This window comes from Ralstonia sp. RRA (assembly GCF_037023145.1).
Lineage (GTDB): Bacteria > Pseudomonadota > Gammaproteobacteria > Burkholderiales > Burkholderiaceae > Ralstonia.
On record NZ_CP146092.1, the window covers coordinates 1,910,245 to 1,929,913 of the forward strand.

General features: G+C 64.1%; 15 protein-coding genes and 1 pseudogene. 7 read left to right on the forward strand and 9 right to left on the reverse strand.

Features of this window, described 5'->3' with window-relative positions:
• Window positions 1-629: 629 nt before the first annotated feature.
• A complete protein-coding gene (locus V6657_RS26665; RefSeq protein WP_048931545.1) occupies window positions 630-2,441 on the reverse strand; it encodes a methyl-accepting chemotaxis protein in 1,812 nt (603 codons plus the stop codon).
• 102 nt (window positions 2,442-2,543) lie between these two features.
• Window positions 2,544-3,263, reverse strand: coding sequence for a glycine zipper 2TM domain-containing protein (locus tag V6657_RS26670; RefSeq protein WP_048931546.1), 720 nt, complete (start codon window positions 3,261-3,263; stop codon window positions 2,544-2,546).
• Window positions 3,264-3,520: 257 nt separating this feature from the next.
• Between V6657_RS26670 and V6657_RS26675 the strand changes: the two genes are divergently transcribed.
• A complete protein-coding gene (locus tag V6657_RS26675) occupies window positions 3,521-4,453 on the forward strand; it encodes a 2-hydroxyacid dehydrogenase (protein ID WP_048931547.1) in 933 nt (310 codons plus the stop codon).
• Between the two features lie 36 nt (window positions 4,454-4,489).
• Here V6657_RS26675 and V6657_RS26680 read toward each other — a convergent pair whose 3' ends face one another.
• On the reverse strand, window positions 4,490-5,734 hold the full coding sequence (locus tag V6657_RS26680) for a branched-chain amino acid ABC transporter substrate-binding protein (protein WP_048931548.1): 1,245 nt from the start codon (window positions 5,732-5,734) through the stop codon (window positions 4,490-4,492).
• A 253-nt stretch (window positions 5,735-5,987) separates the two neighbouring features.
• Between V6657_RS26680 and V6657_RS26685 the strand changes: the two genes are divergently transcribed.
• Window positions 5,988-6,641 carry a TetR/AcrR family transcriptional regulator gene (locus V6657_RS26685; RefSeq protein ID WP_048931639.1) on the forward strand — a complete coding sequence of 218 codons (654 nt, stop codon included), beginning with the start codon at window positions 5,988-5,990 and terminating at the stop codon, window positions 6,639-6,641.
• 4 nt (window positions 6,642-6,645) lie between these two features.
• On the opposite strand, the pseudogene V6657_RS26690 reads toward V6657_RS26685, so the two are convergent.
• A pseudogene (locus V6657_RS26690) lies at window positions 6,646-6,846 on the reverse strand (GNAT family N-acetyltransferase); the annotation flags it as partial.
• A 527-nt stretch (window positions 6,847-7,373) separates the two neighbouring features.
• On the opposite strand from V6657_RS26690, the gene V6657_RS26695 reads away from it, so the two are divergent.
• The 3 genes from V6657_RS26695 to V6657_RS26705 all read left to right on the forward strand — a co-directional run bounded on the left by V6657_RS26695 (window position 7,374) and on the right by V6657_RS26705 (window position 10,666).
• Window positions 7,374-8,195 (forward strand): flagellin, encoded by an 822-nt coding sequence (locus tag V6657_RS26695; protein ID WP_048931549.1) that lies wholly within the window; start codon window positions 7,374-7,376, stop codon window positions 8,193-8,195.
• Between the two features lie 506 nt (window positions 8,196-8,701).
• Window positions 8,702-10,147 (forward strand): MFS transporter, encoded by a 1,446-nt coding sequence (locus V6657_RS26700; protein ID WP_048931550.1) that lies wholly within the window; start codon window positions 8,702-8,704, stop codon window positions 10,145-10,147.
• 84 nt (window positions 10,148-10,231) lie between these two features.
• A complete protein-coding gene (locus V6657_RS26705; protein WP_048931551.1) occupies window positions 10,232-10,666 on the forward strand; it encodes an HIT family protein in 435 nt (144 codons plus the stop codon).
• A 9-nt stretch (window positions 10,667-10,675) separates the two neighbouring features.
• Here the strand turns inward: V6657_RS26705 and V6657_RS26710 are convergent, their stop codons facing one another.
• Genes V6657_RS26710 through V6657_RS26725 form a run of 4 tightly spaced genes read right to left on the reverse strand, consistent with a single transcriptional unit; the run spans window position 10,676 to window position 16,717 of the window.
• Entirely contained in the window at window positions 10,676-13,855 is a 3,180-nt protein-coding gene (locus tag V6657_RS26710; protein WP_048931552.1) for a CusA/CzcA family heavy metal efflux RND transporter, read from the reverse strand.
• A 10-nt stretch (window positions 13,856-13,865) separates the two neighbouring features.
• Complete coding sequence (locus V6657_RS26715) at window positions 13,866-15,056, reverse strand: efflux RND transporter periplasmic adaptor subunit (RefSeq protein ID WP_048931553.1); 1,191 nt, start codon at window positions 15,054-15,056, stop codon at window positions 13,866-13,868.
• Window positions 15,057-15,080: 24 nt separating this feature from the next.
• Window positions 15,081-16,370, reverse strand: a complete 1,290-nt coding sequence (locus tag V6657_RS26720; protein ID WP_082170078.1) for a TolC family protein — start codon at window positions 16,368-16,370, stop codon at window positions 15,081-15,083.
• Window positions 16,370-16,717 carry a hypothetical protein gene (locus tag V6657_RS26725; protein WP_048931554.1) on the reverse strand — a complete coding sequence of 116 codons (348 nt, stop codon included), beginning with the start codon at window positions 16,715-16,717 and terminating at the stop codon, window positions 16,370-16,372. The genes V6657_RS26720 and V6657_RS26725 overlap by 1 nt, the downstream gene beginning before the upstream one ends.
• Before the next feature lie 208 nt (window positions 16,718-16,925).
• Here V6657_RS26725 and V6657_RS26730 point away from each other — a divergent pair, with 208 nt between their 5' ends.
• A complete protein-coding gene (locus tag V6657_RS26730; protein WP_048931555.1) occupies window positions 16,926-17,600 on the forward strand; it encodes a heavy metal response regulator transcription factor in 675 nt (224 codons plus the stop codon).
• Between the two features lie 8 nt (window positions 17,601-17,608).
• Window positions 17,609-19,030, forward strand: coding sequence for a heavy metal sensor histidine kinase (locus V6657_RS26735; protein ID WP_048931641.1), 1,422 nt, complete (start codon window positions 17,609-17,611; stop codon window positions 19,028-19,030).
• 21 nt (window positions 19,031-19,051) lie between these two features.
• Here the strand turns inward: V6657_RS26735 and V6657_RS26740 are convergent, their stop codons facing one another.
• Window positions 19,052-19,414, reverse strand: a complete 363-nt coding sequence (locus tag V6657_RS26740) for a DUF2917 domain-containing protein (protein ID WP_048931556.1) — start codon at window positions 19,412-19,414, stop codon at window positions 19,052-19,054.
• Window positions 19,415-19,669: the final 255 nt, after the last annotated feature.

The following is a 19,669-nucleotide window of genomic DNA, read 5'->3' on the forward strand; positions in this document are numbered from 1 at the left end:
GTCGCTTGGCAAACGATGGCTGCCGATGCGGGTTTCTCTGGCCCGCTCCGCAAGCATGAACGCGAGGACCGTACCAACGCCCGCCAGGGCGCGCCGTTATGCGGTGCGGCGTGCTGCACGAGCGCGCGCACGGACGTTGCTCACACTGGGTTGTTGCACCGGTGAACGCGATGTGAGGTTCCGGGCCGCGCTGCAATTGCAGCCACGGCACGCAATGCGCGTTGAAGCGGAAACGCACTCGTTCGGGCAGCCGACAGGGCCACCCTACAAATGGCGGAGACGATTAGCACTCAGGCGCAGGGTGTTCGGCTGAGGCGCGCGTGCGCGCGACTTGCCGGGCATGGCACATGCCCTCGCGCCCAAGGTTCAACGGACCGGACTGAGGCGGAGCGAAGCCTTGCTGCTAAAGGCTTTGCGGAAGGCTGAGCATCATGGCCGTGATGCTCAGTGAAGGTATGCCGCAATCGTGCAGCAGAAGCCGGATGACATGGCCTGATTGGAACGGCCGAGACGGCAGTCTCGGCAACGTCGCCGCCGACTATCACTCAAATTGGTTACAGCGCTGAAACGCAAAAGCCGCGCACGAGGCGCGGCTTTGCAAGGGTCATGCGTGTCAGCGCATCAGGCCATCAGAACTGTTCCCAGTCATCAGCATCGCTGGTGGCTGCAGCGAGTGCCAGCTTGCCCGGCTTCGGCTCGGTTGCCGCGGCAGGGGCTGCTGCCGGTGCGGAAACCGGTTTGGCAGGCGCAGTTGCAGGCGACACAGCAGGCTTGCGCACGGCACGCTTGATTGTCGAGGCAGGCTTGCTCGCCGCAGGTTTGGCAACAGCAATCGGTGTCGCCGACGGCGCCTTCGCAGCGCTCACCACAGCAGCCGGCACAACGTGCGTGCCTGCCGGCGGCAGGCGGAACGACGCAACTGTCTCGCGCAGCACGCTCGCCTGCTCTTCCAGCGATTGCGCGGCAGCGGCCGCCTCTTCCACCAGCGCCGCGTTTTGCTGCGTCACTTCGTCCATCTGCGTGACGGCCTGGTTGACCTGTTCGATGCCGGTGCTCTGCTCGGCCGACGCGGCACTGATCTCGCCCATGATGTCGGTCACGCGCTTGACGGCCACCACCACTTCGTCGATCACCGTGCCGGCCTCAGTCACAAGCGTCGAACCGTTTTCAACACGGCCAACCGAATCGCTGATGAGTTCCTTGATTTCCTTGGCCGCCGTGGCCGAACGCTGCGCCAGGCTGCGCACTTCGCCGGCCACCACCGCAAAGCCACGGCCCTGTTCGCCCGCACGCGCAGCTTCCACTGCGGCATTCAGGGCAAGGATGTTGGTCTGGAAGGCAATGCCTTCAATCACGCCAATGATGTCGGCGATCTTCTTGCTGCTGTTGTTGATGCCCGACATCGTTTCGATGACGCGGCCCACCACTTCACCGCCCTTGACGGCGATGTCCGAAGCATTGCCCGCAAGCTGGCTGGCCTGGCGCGCATTGTCGGCGTTCTGCTTCACGATGCTGGTCAGCTCTTCCATGCTGGAAGCCGTCTCTTCCAGCGAAGACGCCTGCTCCTCAGTGCGCTGCGAGAGATCGAGGTTGCCGGCGGCAATCTGCTTGGTCGCGCTGGCAATGGAATCGCTGCCGCCGCGCATCGTCTCGATGGTGCGGATCAGTCCGCGCTGCATGTCGATCAGGCCGCGGGTGAGCGCGCCCATCTCGTCATGGCTGCTCACGGTGATGTGCTCGGTCAAGTTGCCGCGCGAAATCTCACCAAAGTGGCCAAGCATGCGCGACAGCGGTGCCGAGATCGCACGGTGCAGACCAAACGCACAGCCCAGCGCTGCAGCAATGCCCACCACGATGGCGGCGATGATCAGCATCAGAAACGCGTGCGAGCGGGCCACTGCGTCGTCGTATCCGGCCTTGGCCTGCTCGGACTGACTGCGATCCAAGGCATCTGAGGCGGCGGTCATTGCCACCGACAGTGGCGGGATGACATCCATGACCATTTTGTCGACTGCGGTTGCGTCATGGGCACGCAGTGCGTTCATCAGCGGCTCAATGCCATCGCGAAACAGCGCTGCACGTTTGCCTTCCAGATCGGCAGCCAGACGGGCCTCATCTGCACTCATGGGCAGCGCCTTGTACTGTTTCCAGGCGTCGTCGGACTTGGCACGGTAGCCGTTGGCCTTGTCGAGGATGGCCGGCACGTCAGCAGCATCGGGGTGGAAGACCGCACGATCCAGTGTGGTGCGCACAATGGCGGCATTCAGTTGCGCCTTGGCCACCAGCGAGGTTGAAGCGAGCTGGTTGCTATAGATCTCTTTGATGGTCGCGTCTGACGCGCGCATGCCGACCGCGCCAATGGTGCCAATGATGGCCAGCAGCACGGCGAGTAGCGCAAGGGCCGCATTGAGTCGGAAACGGATGGAAAGTCGATTGAACATGGGAGTCGAAGCGGGCAAGAAACAAGTTGCAGCACCCGCTATAACGGCCAGTCCGCGCCATTCCTGAAGTCCGGCGCGGACAAACTCCCAAGCAGAAAGTGGTTAGTAAGGCACAGCCATGTTGTTTTCGATGCGGGCACGGTTACCCGGACGCAGGCCGTTCGGGTTGTTTTGCGTGAGCGTGACCATGGAGTTGTCGTTCAGGCGCATGGTCACGCGGTAGGTCTGACCGACCATCGTATTGCCTTCCACAGCGTTGCCCGCCATGGCACCGGCCACCGCACCGCCAATGGTGGCCACGGTATTGCCGCGTCCGCCACCCACCTGATGACCGAGCAGGCCGCCCACCACGCCGCCAAGCACTGCGCCCACACCGGTGGGCTGCCCGCGCACCGGCACCGCGTCGATGCGCTCGATCACGCCATAGCGATTGTCGGCCGGTGCCTGATAGGCAGGCTCGCTGCTACTCGGATACGGGGAATAGTTCGGCTGCGGCTGCGAATACACCGGCGCAGGGGTCGGCCGTTGAGACGGATACGGCTGCGGCGCGCTCGGATCGTAGCTGCCGTTGTAGCCGTTGTAGGTGTTGTCGTACCCGCTGGTGTAGCCGCTGGCGTACGGCGTAGTGCTGTAGGTCGTGCCGCCATAGTTGTTGCCGTATGCACTGCTGCCGGCCGCATAACCGGCGCCATAGCCCGCACCGTAGCCGGGGTACGGCGCCGTGACACAACCGGCCAAACCTGCTGCTGCCGCTGCCATTGCCGCCAATGCCATCCACCGCCCTGCGCGACTGGCGCGTACCCGCTTGTTCGTTGCTTGCATGATTGATCCCGTTTGTGGACGAGGCGTCTGGTTCAGGCCGGAGGCCTTCCTGCGGTTTGCACCCCTTGCCGCAAAGTCTATGCCGCAGCCCGCGCGCCCCGTGAAACCAAATTTCTTCATTGGTAACGGCGTGTAACCTCGTTGCGCCAGGGGCTTCCGGCGCCACGGCCAGCGGGCGCGCTATGATCCTCGGGCGCCGTGCGCGGCACTTCCTGCTGACAAGACACGGCCCGCCCCCCTCCTCGCTTCGCCTCACCATGCAGCCGACACTCCTGATCCTCATTGCGATGACGCCCGACAACGTGGCGCAGATCGCTCAGCACTTCCACATCATCCACGCCCCAACCCGGGCAGAACGCGACGCCGCCATCGCCCACAACGGGCAAGACGTGCGCATCGTGCTAACCAATGGATCAACGGGCCTGACCGGCGCAGAGATCGCCGCCCTGCCCAAACTGGAACTGGCCTGCGCCCTGGGCGCCGGCTACGAGAACATCGACGTGGAAACCGCTCGTGCGCGCGGCGTGGTGGTGGCCAACGGCGCCGGCACCAACGACGCCTGCGTGGCTGACCACGCCTTCGGCCTGCTGCTGGCTGCAGTGCGCGGTATCCCGAAGCTGGACCGCGCCACGCGCAATGGCGTCTGGCGCGACGACATTCCGCTGCAGCCCGGCGTGTGCGGCAAGCGCCTGGGTATCGTGGGCCTGGGCACCATCGGCATGCAGATCGCACGCCGCGCCGCAGGCTTCGACATGCAGATCGGCTATCACAACCGCAAACCGCGCGACGGTGTGTCGTACCAGTATTTCGCTGCGCTCAAGGAGATGGCCGAGTGGGCGGACTTCCTGATCGTTGCCACGCCGGGCGGCGCGCAAACCAAGCATCTGGTGAATCAATCCGTACTGGAAGCGCTGGGGCCGAACGGCTGCGTGGTCAACATCGCGCGCGGCAGCGTAGTGGATACGGCGGCGCTGGAAGCGGCCATCCGTGCAGGCAAGCTGGGCAGTGCAGGGCTGGATGTGTACGAGAGCGAGCCGAAGCCGCCGGTGGGCTTGCTGGACCTGGAGCAAGTCGTGCTGACGCCGCACATTGCCGGCTGGTCGCCGGAATCGGTGCAGGCCACGGTGGATCGCTTTCTGGAGAACGCCCGCCGGCATCTGGCGGGCACAGGCGTGGTGTCCCCGGTCTAAACCGAAGACACCTCAACTACAGGGTCACGCAGGGGTTCACGAAACCGGCCGCTTCATCTGGCACGACGTCGGCTGCGCACCGAGGTGCGGTTCAAGCGTGACGTCGGTGCGCCAGCCGTAGCCGGTGTTCTCCTGGTCGTACTTGATCTTCTTGCCATCGGCCTTCACCCAGGTGGTGACATACAGCGTCTGCTGTGCCTGGTGATCGGTCTTGCGCATCTCGACCGGGCCATTGAGGCTGTCGATCGTCATGCCTTCCATGACCTTGGCCACCTTGGCGGGCTCAGCCGAGCCTGCCGTCTTGACGGCCTTGGACAGGAAGGCCATGCCGGTATAGACATCGGCGTTGAAGAAGTCGTCGTTGTACTTCTTCTTGAAGCCGTCGAGCACGGCGTTGGTCTTTGGGTTGCCGTCGTTCGGCGCGAAGTAGCTGATGACCTTCACACGGTCCGCACCCGACGCGCCCATTGCGGTCGGCACGCCGGTGGTACCGGCGTAGTACGTGTAGAAGTTGGTGTTCAGGCCTGCATCCTTGGCAGCGCGAACCAGCAAGGCCAGATCGCTGCCCCAGTTGCCGGTGATGACCGTATCGGCGCCGGACGCGCGAATCTTGGCCACGTACGGCGAGAAGTCCTTCACCTGCGCCAGCGGGTGCAGGTCTTCACCCACCACCTGGATGTCCGGACGCTTGCGCTTGAGGTAATCCTTGGCCGCACGCGCCACCTGATGGCCGAACGAGTAGTTCTGGTTGAGCAGGTAGACCTTCTTGATATTCGAGTCCTTGGCCAGGTAGGTGGTCAGGGCCTCCATCTTCATGTCGGAGTTGGCGTCCAGGCGGAAATGCCAGTAGTTGCACTTGCTGTTGGTCATGTCCGGATCGACCGCGGCGTAGTTGAGATAGATGATCTCCTTGCCCGGATTGCGGTCGTTGTACTTGGCGATCGCATCCTGCAGCGCCATGCCCACGCTGGAACCGTCGCCCTGCGCAACGTAGCGGATGCCCTGATCGGTGATCTGCTTGAGGATCGTCAGGCTCTCTTGCGGCGAGACCTTGTTGTCAAACCCCACGACTTCAAACTTGGTGCCGTTGCCGCTCCAGTTCTGTTGGTTGGCCAGATCGGCCGCGTATTGCCAGCTGCGCAACTGGTTCTGGCCCAGCGCGCCCATCAGCCCGGACAGCGGGTCGATCCAGGCGATCTTGACGGTCTCAGCGTGAACAGTGCTCGCGCAGAATGCGCCTGCGATGGCCGCCGCGCACAGCGCGAATCGGAATGCCTTCATGCAAATGTCTCCTGATGTCTTATCGTTAGACGCCGTGCAGAAGGCATCGTCGAGCATGGTTATTGCACAAAACCGCAAACCGAGGCTTACGGTAGCTCGATCCTTCCATACACAAACGTATGTGCATGGTAGGAGTGCGTTTGTTGACATGTCAACCGGAGAAAACCTGGGGCAGTCAGCATGCGCTCAGCGCTGGACAGCGGTGTCAGCGCCGCTAGAATCCGCCTTCATGTCCAAGCCGCACGAGGTGCGCATGCCCTCCCCGCTGATCGACGAACACGACGCACCCGTCGATGCCGAGCCCACCTCCACCGCCGCGCCGCGTGCGCAGCTCACGCCCAACGACTGGGTGCGCGCGGCCACCGATCTGCTCGTCACCAAGAGCGTCGACGCCGTGCGCGTAGACGTGCTCGCCAAACAACTGGAAGTCACGCGCGGCAGCTTCTACTGGCACTTCAAGAACCGCGACGATCTGCTGCATCAGGTGCTGCAGGACTGGAGCGAACGCACGCGCGTCGGCCCCAAGCTCGAGCGACAGAACCCATCGGTACAGGGCCTGGTGCGTGATCTGCTGGCGCTGCCGTTTCGCGGTCGCAGCGCGCGCCGCACCGCTATGATCGAGTTCGCCATCCGCGCCTGGGCACGACGTGACCCGATGGCACAAGAGGCCGTCGAAACCGTCGACGAGCACCGCATGGACTACTACGTCCAGCACTTCCAGGCGATCGGCTTTGCGCGCAAGGATGCCAAGACACGCGCCTTCATGCTGTACGCCTACCAACTGTCCGAAGCCACGCTTTGGCACCAGGGCAGCAAGCCCGACAAGGACGCGCGCCGCCGCTTCTTTGAAGACACACTGCTGGCCGGCGCGCCGCTTGCCGGTTCAAGCGACGCCACGCAGGAATAAACTTGTAATACTCCACAATTTTGAAGCCGCATTTCACATAGAAGTGAATGTTGCGCTTCTCAAAGTACGGTGTATGCGTTTCCCACACCTTTGTTTCGGGATAGCGTTCTTCGATGGCGAGCCAAGCTCTAAACCCAATGCCTTGACCACGGAATCTAGGCGAGATAAAGAAGAGCTCCAGCGCGTTGTGTTGAGTCCTCTCGTTCCGGAAGCGCTGCTTGGCGGGAATACGGTGGGCGTCAAGGTGACCATACGTAGTAGCCTGATTTTTTGCTTTCGAATCTACGCAACGCGTCGGTACAGTTCGTGGACTCGCCCGGCCCTCGAAGCTGCGCAGCAACCAAAGACAGCATGATGATCCGCCCCCATCCGCACCGGTCAGCACCTCGGTGAACTTGCTCGTCTTCATGGCATGTCTTCCATCTCAAATCGTGAAAGTCATGCCGGATTTTCTGCTTCTGAGCAGTACTTTCCTTAGTGTAGGGACATCGCCGTCGAGCCCCTGGGCTAGCTGCCGACCTGAGCAACCAGCTCTGGGGCGCTGCCTGCAATGGTGGTGGAAGCAGCTGCCAAAGGTGTCGAGTGCACCACGTAAGGGAAACGAAATCCTACGGCTCAAGACGTTTGGGTATCTGCCCGTTACCGAGGTTGCAACGCGCTGGATGCCGCAGGAGCCGAGGGCGGCATCGCGCATTGCGCCCCCATCACCGGCAATGCACGTCAGGAGTTTTCATGTCACTAAGCCTCAATACCAACATCTCGTCCCTGCAAACGCAGCAAGCTCTGTCGCAATCGCAGTCTGCTCTGCAGACCTCGCTGCAACGTCTGTCGACCGGCCTGCGTGTGAACAGCGCCAAGGACGATGCCGCCGCTTACGCTGTGGCCTCCAGCCTGACCACCACGCTGAACTCGCAAACGCAAGGTATCCAGAACTCCAACCAGGCGATGTCGTATCTGCAAACGGCCGACTCGTACCTGAGCCAGGTTGAAAGCAACCTGCAGCGTATGAATCAGCTGGCTGTGGAAGCCAACAACGGCGGTCTGTCGACCACCGACCAGGCCAACCTGGACAAGGAATACCAGAAGCTGGCCACCGCCAACAAGAGCATCCAGACCAACGCGAACTACAACGGCAACAAGCTGTTCGACGGTTCGGTTACGTCCACGACGTTCCAGTACGGCCAGAATGCGGCGACCGATGTGACCACGGTCTCCAACGCCAACCTGTCGACCTTCGGCACGCTGTCTGGTACGAGCGTGACCAGCGCCGCCAACGCCACGGCAGCCCAAGCCTCCATCGCCACCGACCTGACCAACCTGAAGGCAGCTCGCGCCAGCCTGGGTGCTCAGCAAAGTGGTCTGACCTCGACCATCAACACGCTGACGTCGAACAACACTGCGCTGTCGGCTGCCAAGTCGTCCTTGATCGATACGGACTATGCGGCGGAAACGTCGAACATGACGCGTCAGAACATCCTGCAGCAAGCGGGTACGGCCATGCTGGCGCAAGCCAACTCGGCACCGAACAGCATCCTGAACCTGCTCAAGGGCTGAACGGCACAACCCGACAAGACGGCTCGGGCCGGCTCTCCATGGGGATGGGGGCCGGCCTTTTTTTTGCTTTGTGTAGGTACAGCGCTCTGTAGATCGGGCATGCCCGGCGTAAGCGGGTCCAGGCGCAGGCCATTGACCTGCACCAGGTCGAAATGATGTGGTTCTTTTATCCTTTAAACTCAAAGTTTCGACATCAGAATCTCACAATAATCGTAAGAAATTTTTTTTAAAATCAGGCTCATTAAATTGTTCGCAAGGGAAAAGCAACACCTGCACCATTTCCTGACCTAAAACCCCTTGAAAGACCTGCTTCGCGTCTGTCCTAAACTACAGGCCACACGTTTCAACCAAGGAATGCCGCGAATGCTGCACTTCTCGATAAGCGAAACGATTTTGCAGTGCAAAAACGGCTTGCCCGCATGCCGCACCGCAGCCATTTGACAAGAAAAGAGGGCTGTCTGGAAAATCGTGCTGCATCGCGCGCATTCCCAATCGGATGCATAGCAATGCCCGATTCGCCAGCCCTCCATACCTCTGATCTACCCAGCCGTCTAGACCGCCTGCCGTGGAGCCGATTCCATACGCGCGTGGTCGTGGCGCTCGGCATCACGTGGCTGCTCGACGGGCTGGAGGTCACACTGGCCGGTGCCGTGGCCGGTGCGCTCAAGCAAAGCCCAGCGCTGCAACTGACCAACGCACAGGTGGGCATGGCAAGCAGTGCTTATCTGGTTGGCGCGGTGCTGGGTGCGCTGCTGTTCGGCTGGCTGACCGATCGACTTGGGCGGCGCAAGCTGTTCTTCATCACGCTCGGTGTCTATATCTCGGCCACTGCTGCGACGGCGTTCTCGTGGAGCTTCGCCAGCCTCGTCGTCTTTCGCTTGCTCACAGGCGCGGGGATCGGCGGGGAATACGCGGCCATCAACTCGACGATTCAGGAACTGACACCGGCACGCGTGCGCGGCTGGACGGACCTCGCCATCAACGGCACGTTCTGGGTGGGCGCGGCATTGGGCGCAGGGGCATCGCTGTGGCTGCTGGCCCCGGCGCACCTGCCCATCGACACAGGCTGGCGGCTGTGCTTCTTCATCGGGGCGGTGCTGGGGTTGGTCATCCTGGTCATGCGCTTCTGGATTCCTGAGAGCCCACGCTGGCTGCTCACACGCAGCCGGCACGATGAGGCACAGGCGATCGTCGATCGCATCGAGCGTGAGGTGGCCGCGCGTGGCCACCGCTTTGACAATGCGCCGCTCCCCGCACTGCGCCTGCGCAATCGCAGCCATCCCGGCCTGCTGGAAGTCGCGCGCGTGCTGCTCGTACAGCACCGCCGGCGCGCGCTGGTCGGCCTCGCGCTGATGGCCGCGCAGGCCTTCTTCTACAACGCGATCTTCTTCACCTATGCGCTGGTGCTGACCGATTTCTACGACGTGCCCGCCACGAAGGTCGGCACGTACCTGCTGCCATTTGCGCTGGGCAACTTTCTCGGGCCGCTACTGCTTGGCCGATTGTTCGATGTGCTGGGCCGGCGCACGATGATCGCCGCCACCTACGCGATCAGTGGTGTGCTGTTGCTCGCCAGCGGTGCGCTGTTCAACGCTGGTGCGCTCGACAGCACCACGCAGACGCTCGCATGGACGGTGGTGTTCTTCTTTGCATCGGCGGCCGCCAGCTCGGCCTACCTGACGGTGAGCGAGACCTTTCCGTTGGAAGTGCGAGCGCTAGCCATTGCGCTGTTCTATGCCGTGGGCACAGGGCTGGGCGGTGTCGCAGGCCCCGCGCTGTTCGGTTGGCTGATCGATACGCACGCGCGCAGCGCGGTCTTTGCCGGCTACGCTTTCGGTGCGGTGCTCATGCTTCTGGCCGCTGCCGTACAGGCACGTTGGGGGACTGCCGCCGAGCGCAAACCGCTGGAACAGGTTGCCGCGCCGCTGTCTGCGGATGACGGTGTCGCTTGATCTACGCCAATTTCACGCCACGCGTGCCCCCGCCTGTGGCAGATATACTGCGCGCTGCCCTTTCCTGTTTTGCCGGAGACATCCATGCCTGACGCGACGTACAACGACCAGAACATCTTCGCCAAGATCCTGCGCGGCGAGCTGCCCTGCATCAAGGTGTATGAAGACGACCACACCATCGCTTTCATGGACATCATGCCGCAGGCCGACGGCCATGTTCTGGTGCTGCCCAAGGAAGGCGCGGCGGAGCTGTTCGACCTGTCGGATGAGGCCGCCTCGGCCGCCATCCGTACCACGCGCAAGCTGGCCCGCGCCGTACGCACGGCCTTCACGCCGCCGGGCATTGCCATCTTCCAGCTCAATGGCAGCGCTGCCGGCCAGACCGTGCCGCACGTGCACTTCCACGTACTGCCGCGCTACAGCGATACGCCGCTGCAACCGCACGCCCGCGTGCAGGCGGATTCGGACAAGCTCAAGGCGCACGCTGAAAAGATCATCGCGGCACTGCAAGCCGAGTAAGTTCTCCTGCTACGGCGCAGCGGATGGCAGTGCCGCATCCTCCTGCGCCATTGCGCCGTCCCGCTCGTCATCACGTCGATACGCCAGCCGGTACAACACCGGCAGCACCAGCAGCGTCAGCGCCGTCGACGACAGGATCCCACCGATCACCACGGTTGCCAGCGGACGCTGCACCTCCGCACCTGTGCCGGTCGCCAGCGCCATCGGTACGAAACCGAGCGACGCCACCAGCGCCGTCATCAGCACCGGGCGCAAGCGCGTCAGCGCCCCTTCCCGCACGGCCTCATCGACGGACTGTCCGCCCTCACGCAGGCTGCGGATAAAGCTCAGCATCACCAACCCGTTCAGCACCGCCACGCCCGACAGCGCGATAAAGCCCACCGCTGCAGAGATCGACAGCGGAATGCCCCGCAACGCCAGTGCCAGGATGCCGCCCGACAGTGCAAACGGAATGCCGGAGAACACCAGCAAACCATCCTTCAGGTTGCCGAACATCATGAACAGCAGCGTCAGCACCATCGCCAACGCCAACGGCACCACGATCTGCAGGCGCTCGGTGGCCGATTGCAACTGCTCGAACTGACCGCCCCATGCCATCCAGTAGCCCGTCGGCAGGTGCACTTGTGCATCGAGCACGGCCTGCGCCTCCTCCACGAACGAAGCGATGTCGCGCCCGCGCACATTGGCGCTGACGACAATGCGCCGCTTGCCATCTTCGCGGCTGACCTGGTTGGGGCCGGTGACCTCGTTGAGCGTTGCCACATCGGAGAGCGGCACGTAACCCTGCCCGTTGGGCAGCGCGAGCGGCAGACGGCCGAGCGCGGCGGGGTCACTGCGCAAGGTTTCCGGCAGACGCACCACGATGCCGAAACGGCGATCGCCCTGGAACACCGTGCCGGCATCCTTGCCGCCAATGGCCGCCGACACCGTGCCCTGAATCACGCCGATGGACAACCCATAGCGCGCCGCCTTGTCGCGGTCGATGTCGACGTTGAGAAATGGCAGGCCCCCTGTCTGCTCGATCTTCACCTCAGTGGCGCCGGCGAGCTTGCCGAGTTGCGCCGCCACGATCCTTGCCTGCGCTTCGAGCACGGTCATGTCGTCGCCGAACAGCTTGACGGCTACGTCGCTGCGCACGCCAGAGATCAGCTCGTTGAAGCGCAGCTGGATCGGCTGTGAGAGCTCGTACGCGTTACCGGGCAGTGCTTCGACCGTGGTGCGAATGTCGGCGAGCAGTTGATCGCGGTTGCGGCGTTTGCCGTCGGAGCCGGTGGGCCAGTCCTTCTCCGGTTTGAGCATGATGTAGCCGTCGGAGATGCTGGGCGGCATCACGTCGGTTGCCACCTCGGCCGTACCGGTGCGGGCGAACACGCGTTCAATCTCGGGGAATTTCGCCTTGAGCGTGCGCTCGATCTGCATCTGCATCTCCAGCGATTGCGCCAGACCCGTACCGGGCACGCGCATCGCCTGGATGGAGAAATCACCTTCGTTCAGGTTGGGCACGAACTCTGCGCCGAGGCGCGTGGCGGCGACCAACGAGACCGTCACTGCGACAGCGGCAAAGGTCAGCACCACAGCCGGTGCGGCCAGCACGCGTTCAAGCAGCGGGGCGTACACGCGGCGCGCCCAGCCCATCAGGCGGTTCTCCTTCTCTGCCACACGAGCACCAATGAACAGCGCCACCGCCGCCGGCACAAACGTGATGGAGAGGATCATGGCCGCAGCCAACGCCAACACCACGGTGATGGCCATCGGGTGGAACATCTTGCCTTCCACACCTGAGAGCGCAAAGATCGGCAGGTACACGACCATGATGATGAGCTGGCCGTACAGCAGCGGGCGACGTGCCTCGCGGGCAGCTTCAAACACTTCTTCAAAGCGCTCGGCGCGTGTGAGTGGTCGGCCGCGCGCTTCCTGCGCATGCGCCAGGCGCCGCACGCAGTTCTCGACGATCACCACCGCACCGTCGACGATGATGCCGAAGTCCAGCGCACCCAGACTCATCAGGTTGGCGCTGACCTTGGCCGACACCATGCCGCTGAAGGTCATCAGCATCGACAGCGGGATCACCAGCGCAGTGAGCACCGCTGCGCGCAAGTTGCCGAGGAAGAGGAACAGGACAGCCATGACCAGGATGGCGCCTTCCAGCAGGTTCTTCTTGACCGTGGCGATGGCCTTGTCGACGAGCACTGTGCGGTCATACACGGATTCCACGCGAATACCCGCCGGCAGCGTCTTGCGGATCTCCTGCACGCGCTTGTCCACCACCTGCGACACCGTGCGGCTGTTTTCGCCCATCAGCAAGAATGCAGTGCCGAGTACGACTTCGCGCCCGTTGCTGGTGGCTGCGCCCGTGCGCAACTCACTGCCGCTCTCGATGGTGGCTACATCACGCAGGCGCACAGGTGTGCCGTTGGGGCTCGCCAGCACGACGTTGCCGATGTCGGCCGCCTCGCGCAGCTGGCCCGGCGCACGCACGAGGTATTGCTCGCCCTTGCGCTCGATGTAGCCGGCGCCGACGTTGGCGTTGTTGCGATCGAGCGCCGCCACCACGTCAGCCAGCGTGAGCTTGTACGAGGCCAGGCGCTCCGGGCTGGTTGCTACCAGAAATTCCTTGGCAAACCCGCCGATGGTGTTCACTTCCGTCACGCCCGGCACATTGCGGATCTGTGGGCGGATCACCCAGTCCTGCAGCTCGCGCAGGTCGGCCGGCGTGTAGGCGGTGCCGTCCGGCTTGCGCGCGTTGGCATCGGCCTCGACGGTCCAGAGATAGATTTCGCCCAGCCCCGTGGAAACCGGGCCCATGCTCGGCGCCATACCGGCTGGCAGTTGCTCCTTGGCAGCCTGCAGGCGTTCGCTCACCAGCTGGCGGGCGAAATAGATGTCAGTCCCTTCCTTGAAGATCACCGTCACCTGCGACAGGCCGTAGCGTGACAGCGAGCGCGTCTGCTCCAGCTTCGGCAGCCCGGCCATGGCCGTTTCCAGCGGGTAGGTGACGCGCTGCTCGGTTTCCAGCGGTGAATAGCCCGGTGCCGGTGTGTTGATCTGCACCTGCACATTGGTGATGTCGGGCACCGCATCGATGGACAGTCGCGTGTAGCTGTACGCGCCGAATGCGGCAGCGGCCAGCACAGCCAGCAGTACCAGCCAGCGCTGGGCAATGACGGTACGCAGAAGGCGTTCGAACATGGTGCGCCTCTCAGTGGCCGTGGTCTGCAGACTTACCGGCTTCCGCCTTCAGCACGTAGCTGTTGGCGGCGGCATAGCGCGTGCCTGCGGGCAGGCCTTCGACGATCTCTGTCCAGGTGCCGTCGGTACGGCCGGTCTTGACCGGGCGCACTTCGAATCCGGTGGGCACAGGGACGAACACCGATGGTTTTTCGTCCACCGTTTGCACAGCGTCGGCGCGCACGGCCACGGGCACCTGCGTGCGGCCCGACTCCACCGCCACGTTGACGAACATGCCTGGGCGCCAGGCCAGCTTGGGGTTGTCTAACGTCACACGCGCAGGTGCCGTGCGTGTCTGCTCGCCCAGCAATGCGCCCACGTACGACACCTTGCCCTGCACGGCGGTACCGGTGGCAGTGGCATGGACGGTGGCGGCGGCGTTGGTGGTCACGGCTTCCAGGTCCTTGGCGGTAATCGAGAAATCTGCCCACACAGTGCGCAGATCAGCCACGGTAAAGACTGCCGTCTCGGCCTGCACCGCCTCGCCTTGCGACAAATGCTTGGCAACCACCACACCATCAAACGGCGCGCGCAGCTCGAAGCGGTTGAGCGTCGACCCTGATGGTGCCGCGCCAATGGCCATCAACTTCTGGCGCGCGTTGTTCGCCGCAATGCGTGCTTCCTGCAACGACGTGCGGGCCTGCTGGTAGTCCTGCTCGGCGGCAATGCCCTGCTCCCACAGGCGCTTCTCGCGCGTGTGGGTTTCCTGCGCCAGTGCCAGGCGCTGTTGCGCGGCCTGCAACTCGCTGCGCTGGTCTGACAGCGCGGGGCTCGACAGCACGGCAAGCAGTTGGCCTTGCTTGACAGGCTGGCCCAGCTCCACCGCCACCTTCTCGGCCACGCCCGCCACGCGCGGCACCACGTGTGCGGTGCGATCTTCGTTGAGCTTGATCTCGCCAGGCAGGACGACTTCCGTGCGCAGCTCCGTCGCACCCGCTGTCTCCACGCCAATCTTGGCGTTGGAAATGGCCTCGGCCGTCATGGCGAGCGTCTCGGCGTGCGGCGCCTCGGCCCGCTCTGCTGCGGCGGGCGCGGGTGCGGCTTCTGCCTCGGTGGTAGCGGCCTGGCGTGCGCCCATGCCGAACCACAGCCCGGCGGCGGCCAATGTGCCCAGCACGACGATGAGCGCGATGGCGCGCCGTTGTTGCGGTGGAAGTGTCATGTCAGCAAAGTGAGAGATGCCGGATCACCGGCCGAGAATGCGATCGATGCCGGCTGCCGCCTGGTGTGCGCGCGACAACGCGGCCAGGTACTGCGCACGCGCCTGAAACAGCGTGCGCTGGGCATCCAGCACATCGAGAAAGTTGAACTTGCCGGCATCAAAGCCAATGCGCGCGGCGTCATAGGCACGCTGCGCGCCAGGCAGCACGTCCTGACGCAGCGACTGCACAGCGGTGCGCGCCGCATCGAGCCGGGCAACGTCCTGGGCCAGGGTGGCGTTCTGTTCGAGCTGCAGCGCGCGGTAGTCTTCAAAGGCCTTGTCGGCCAGGCGCTGTGCTTCAAGCAGGTTGCCCTGGTTGCGGTCAAACAACGGCAGCGGCACGGCAATGCCGAGCACCGCCATGTTGTTGTTCGCGCTGCTGTCACGCTTGACCCCCACGTTGACCGTCACATCGGGCACGCGCTTGCTGCGCTCGACGTTGGCGAGTGCCTGGCGGCGGTCGATCTCCAGCCGGGCGCGGACTGCACGGGGGGTGTTGTCCAGTGTGGTGGTGGCCTGACGCGCTTCGCGCGGTACGACGGGCAGCGTCTCGGCACTGCCGTCAGCTTCCGGCGCGGCCGCCGCCCCGCCCCAGAATGCAGACAACGCGCGCTGCGCGACCAGCAACTCAGCACCCGCATCGCGCAACTCAATGGCAGCGCTGGCACGCGCCACGCCCGCCTTGGTCTGCTCTACGGGCGACACCTTGCCCGCTTGCACGCGCCGCGCGGCAGCCGACTCCGCCTGCGCAGCCAGCGTGTCGGAGGCCTGCGCCAGCGTCAGGCGCTCCTGCGCAATCAGCAAGTCAAAGAACGTGCGTGTCACGTCGGCGCGCAACTCGGCGCGCAGGACTGCCGCATCTTGCGTGACGGCGTCACGCCCCAGCTCGGCTGCACGCGTACGGGCTGCGCGCTTGCCGCCAAGCTCCAGCGGGATATTGAGTTGCGCCGTCATGGTGGCGCGGTTGCGGCGCACGTCTTCGGTGATGAACACGGCCTCGGGGTTGCGCAGGCGGCTCGCCTGATCCAGCGCACCTTCACTGGCGGCAATCTCGTAGCCCGCCGCCGCCAGCGCGGGATGCGTCTGCATGGCGCGCTCCACCGCCTGCTGCAGCGTCACGCGTTCTGTCTGGCCGGCAACCACATCGGCGGAGACCGTTGCAGAAAGGGCTGCCGGGGTGACTGGGTCAGTTGCCGCCACGGCAGCCAAAGGCGCGGCCAGAAGGCACGCAAGGGCCGCTCCAACGGGCCGATAGAGCCAGGGCTTGCCGTCCATCACACGAGAGCGCCGTCGGTGTACGGATTGCGCTCGCGCGGGCCACGCGTGTCGGTCAGGCCGCCATCGGTGTACGGGTCGCGCGGGCCGATACGGGCTTCGAGCACGGCTTGCGCAGCAGCACCGTCGGTGTACGGATCGCGTGCGCCGGTTCTGGCGCCGTCGGTGTAGGGGTCACGCTGGCCAGCCTTGGCCAGCGGCGCGGCCATCGACTTGACCTGTCCCATCTGCGGCAGACAGCAGGCGTCGTGGTGGTCTTGCGCGGCCACGGCAGTGCCGGACGCCATCAACGCCGCCAGCGCGGCAGAAGCAGCCAGGGGCAGTACACGTTGGAATCGAATCGCCATGATGCTCTCCTTGGATAACCCGACACCAGCAAGACAGGAAGGGGGGCGGTGTCAGTGGGGCCAGTCTAGGGAGGGGGTCGCCACGCGGGCATGACCTGAACATGACAAACTTGTCATCTTCGGCCCCGCGGCTGGGGTTTTGGCATATCGTGGCGGCATCGGCAGCCAAGACGGGAGCGCTCTACCACGCGCGCCTGCAACTTTCATCATGCGACTGCTCATCGTTGAAGACGAGCCCAAAGCGGGCGACTACCTCTTGAAGGGCCTGACGGAATCCGGCTTCGTGGCCGATCTCGCCCGCACCGGCCCGGACGGCCTCTTCCAGGCCATGGAACACGACTACGACCTGATCGTGCTCGACGTCATGCTGCCCGGCATGGACGGCTGGCAGGTCATCCAACAATTGCGCCGCCACAAGAGCACACCGGTGCTGTTCCTGACCGCGCGTGATGATCTGAATGACCGCCTCAAGGGCTTGGAACTAGGTGCCGACGACTACCTCGTCAAACCCTTCGCCTTTGCCGAGCTGGTGGCGCGCGTGCGCACCATCCTGCGGCGCGGCCCGCTGCGTGAAAACGAAGTCCTGGAAATCGCCGACCTGACCATCGACACCATCAAGCGCCGCGTCACACGTGCTGGACAACGCATTGACCTGACCGCCAAGGAATACGCGCTGCTGCATCTGCTGGCACGCCGCGCAGGCGAGGTACTGTCGCGCTCGCTGATCGCCTCGCAGGTGTGGGACGTGAACTTCGACAGCAACACCAACGTGGTCGACGTGTCGATCCGGCGCCTGCGCGCCAAGGTGGATGACCCCTTCGAGCACAAGCTGATCCACACGTTGCGCGGCATGGGCTACGTGCTGGACGCGGTGGGTCGCTGATGGGCTCGCTGATGCGCTGGCCTGCATCGCTCGCCGGCCGGCTGGTGCTGGCCTTCGTTGTGGTGGCGGCCGTCACGCTCACCGCAGCCGGTGCGTATCTGTACTACGCGCTGAACGCCCAGCTGCGCGCTGCCGACGATGCCATGCTGCTCGGCAAGATCGCGCAACTGCGCCACCTGTCCAGTGAGACGCCCAGTGCAGACGATCTGGCTCGCAACACACATCGCTATACCGACGTGGTCTCCGGCCATGACGGGCTGATCCTGCGCGTGGCGACGCCTGCGGGGCGCACGCTGATCGAGGTCAACCCAGAAGGCGAAGTGGTCACGATGCCGCCCCTGATCCAGGCGGAGACATCGCCTGCGGAATCGGCCGTGCACACGTGGACGTCGATGTCCGGCATTGCGTCGCGAGCAGTGGCGGCGGAGGCATGGCTTGGCCAATCAGGCTCCAAGATCATCGTGCTGGTGGCCCAGGATGGCGACAGCCGTGCCGCGCTGCTTGCCAACTACCAGCGGCACATCGTCTTTGCGGTGGTGGGCGGCGTCGCAGCGGTTGCGCTGCTGAGCCTGCTGCTGGTGCGCAGCACGTTGCGGGGTCTGGCACGCATCGGTCGGCAGGCTGCGGCGGTGGTGCCCAGCCAGCTCGACACACGTCTTACGCTTGAGGGTGCGCCGCGCGAACTGGCCGATCTGCTGGCCTCGCTCAACGCCATGCTCACGCGCCTGCAGGATGGCTTTGCGCGGCTCTCGCAATTCTCGGCAGACCTGGCGCACGACTTCCGCACGCCGCTGGCCAACCTCGTCGGCCAGACTGAAGTCACGCTCGCCCACCCGCGCACGGTGGAGGAATACCGCAGCGTGCTCGAATCCAACCTGGAGGAATACGCACGCCTGTCGCACATGATCGAAGACATGCTGTTCCTGGCGCGAGCCGATCACGCACGCGTGGCGCTGTCGGTGGCGCCGCTCGATGCGCGACACGAAATTCAGGTGCTGGTGGACTACTTTGAAGCCGTGGCCGCCGATCGCGAGATCGCCATCCGCGTCACGGGCGATGCGCAGGTGCGCGCAGACGCGACGTTGCTGCGTCGCGCGATCAACAACCTGCTGGACAACGCGCTGCGTTACACGCCGACGGGTGAACGCATCGATGTGGTGGTCGAGCACCTGCCGCACGAGATCGGCATTGTGGTGCGCAATCCGGGGCCGACCATTCCGGCCGAGAGCCTGCCGTTGCTGTTCGAGCGGTTCTACCGGGGCGACCCCTCACGGGCGCAATCCGGTGCGCAGTCCGGTGAACCATCCAGCCAGTCCACGGGGTTGGGACTGGCCATCGTGAAGACGATCATGGACCTGCACGGGGGTACGGTGCAGGCCAGCAGCCCGCCGGGTGGGCGGACCGAGTTCCGGCTGGTGTTTCCGGCTTAACGACGCTTAGGTCCCCGCAGTTCAAGTCCCAATTCGTAGTGCCGACGGCGTACGTGTTGCATCCCGCCCGTCATCACGCAGAACCTGCCGGTACGCGGCGGCCACCAGTTGGCCGATGAAGCGCAACAGGCGGCGCGGTGCGTTGATGTCTTCCGTGACGGCAAAGCGCGCTGCCATGCCGTCTGCGGGATCGCCCGAGAGCCAGAAGCGCACGCCAGCCGGCACGTCGATCGATTGACCGGGCTTGAGCCAGATATCCTGCAACTGGTGTTCTTGCGTAACCCACAACAGCCCGGCTTGTGCGGCGATGGTTTGGGTCCGTGCCGACCGCCAGCTCACCGGCACGCCCGGCCGGTCCAGTTCGAAGATCCTGATTTCGCGCATGATGGAGACTCCTTGTGCCGGGGTTCGTGGTGGATGTATTTGGTATTGGGCACTGCTGGTCGGCACCATTCCATCTTGCGCGGCGCGTCAAGGCATTGACATGAACAGTTGCGAACAGTTTGGCTGAACTGTTCAGTATCTTTCGCGAACAGTTTGCCACCCCAATCCGGCCCGGAATATTCGATTGCTAAACTGGCGGCCCTCCTCCTCTTTGCCCATCAGGCATCCCCATTGATACCTCACCGCTCCAGCCGG

Bases quoted from the DNA above. Each gene is read 5' to 3' on its own strand.
- V6657_RS26665 (WP_048931545.1), bottom strand. From the start codon at position 2,441: ATGTTCAATCGACTTTCCATCCGTTTCCGACTCAATGCGGCCCTTGCG.
- V6657_RS26670 (WP_048931546.1), bottom strand. From the start codon at position 3,263: ATGCAAGCAACGAACAAGCGGGTACGCGCCAGTCGCGCAGGGCGGTGG.
- V6657_RS26675 (WP_048931547.1), top strand. From the start codon at position 3,521: ATGCAGCCGACACTCCTGATCCTCATTGCGATGACGCCCGACAACGTG.
- V6657_RS26680 (WP_048931548.1), bottom strand. From the start codon at position 5,734: ATGAAGGCATTCCGATTCGCGCTGTGCGCGGCGGCCATCGCAGGCGCA.
- V6657_RS26685 (WP_048931639.1), top strand. From the start codon at position 5,988: ATGCCCTCCCCGCTGATCGACGAACACGACGCACCCGTCGATGCCGAG.
- V6657_RS26695 (WP_048931549.1), top strand. From the start codon at position 7,374: ATGTCACTAAGCCTCAATACCAACATCTCGTCCCTGCAAACGCAGCAA.
- V6657_RS26700 (WP_048931550.1), top strand. From the start codon at position 8,702: ATGCCCGATTCGCCAGCCCTCCATACCTCTGATCTACCCAGCCGTCTA.
- V6657_RS26705 (WP_048931551.1), top strand. From the start codon at position 10,232: ATGCCTGACGCGACGTACAACGACCAGAACATCTTCGCCAAGATCCTG.
- V6657_RS26710 (WP_048931552.1), bottom strand. From the start codon at position 13,855: ATGTTCGAACGCCTTCTGCGTACCGTCATTGCCCAGCGCTGGCTGGTA.
- V6657_RS26715 (WP_048931553.1), bottom strand. From the start codon at position 15,056: ATGACACTTCCACCGCAACAACGGCGCGCCATCGCGCTCATCGTCGTG.
- V6657_RS26720 (WP_082170078.1), bottom strand. From the start codon at position 16,370: ATGGACGGCAAGCCCTGGCTCTATCGGCCCGTTGGAGCGGCCCTTGCG.
- V6657_RS26725 (WP_048931554.1), bottom strand. From the start codon at position 16,717: ATGGCGATTCGATTCCAACGTGTACTGCCCCTGGCTGCTTCTGCCGCG.
- V6657_RS26730 (WP_048931555.1), top strand. From the start codon at position 16,926: ATGCGACTGCTCATCGTTGAAGACGAGCCCAAAGCGGGCGACTACCTC.
- V6657_RS26740 (WP_048931556.1), bottom strand. From the start codon at position 19,414: ATGCGCGAAATCAGGATCTTCGAACTGGACCGGCCGGGCGTGCCGGTG.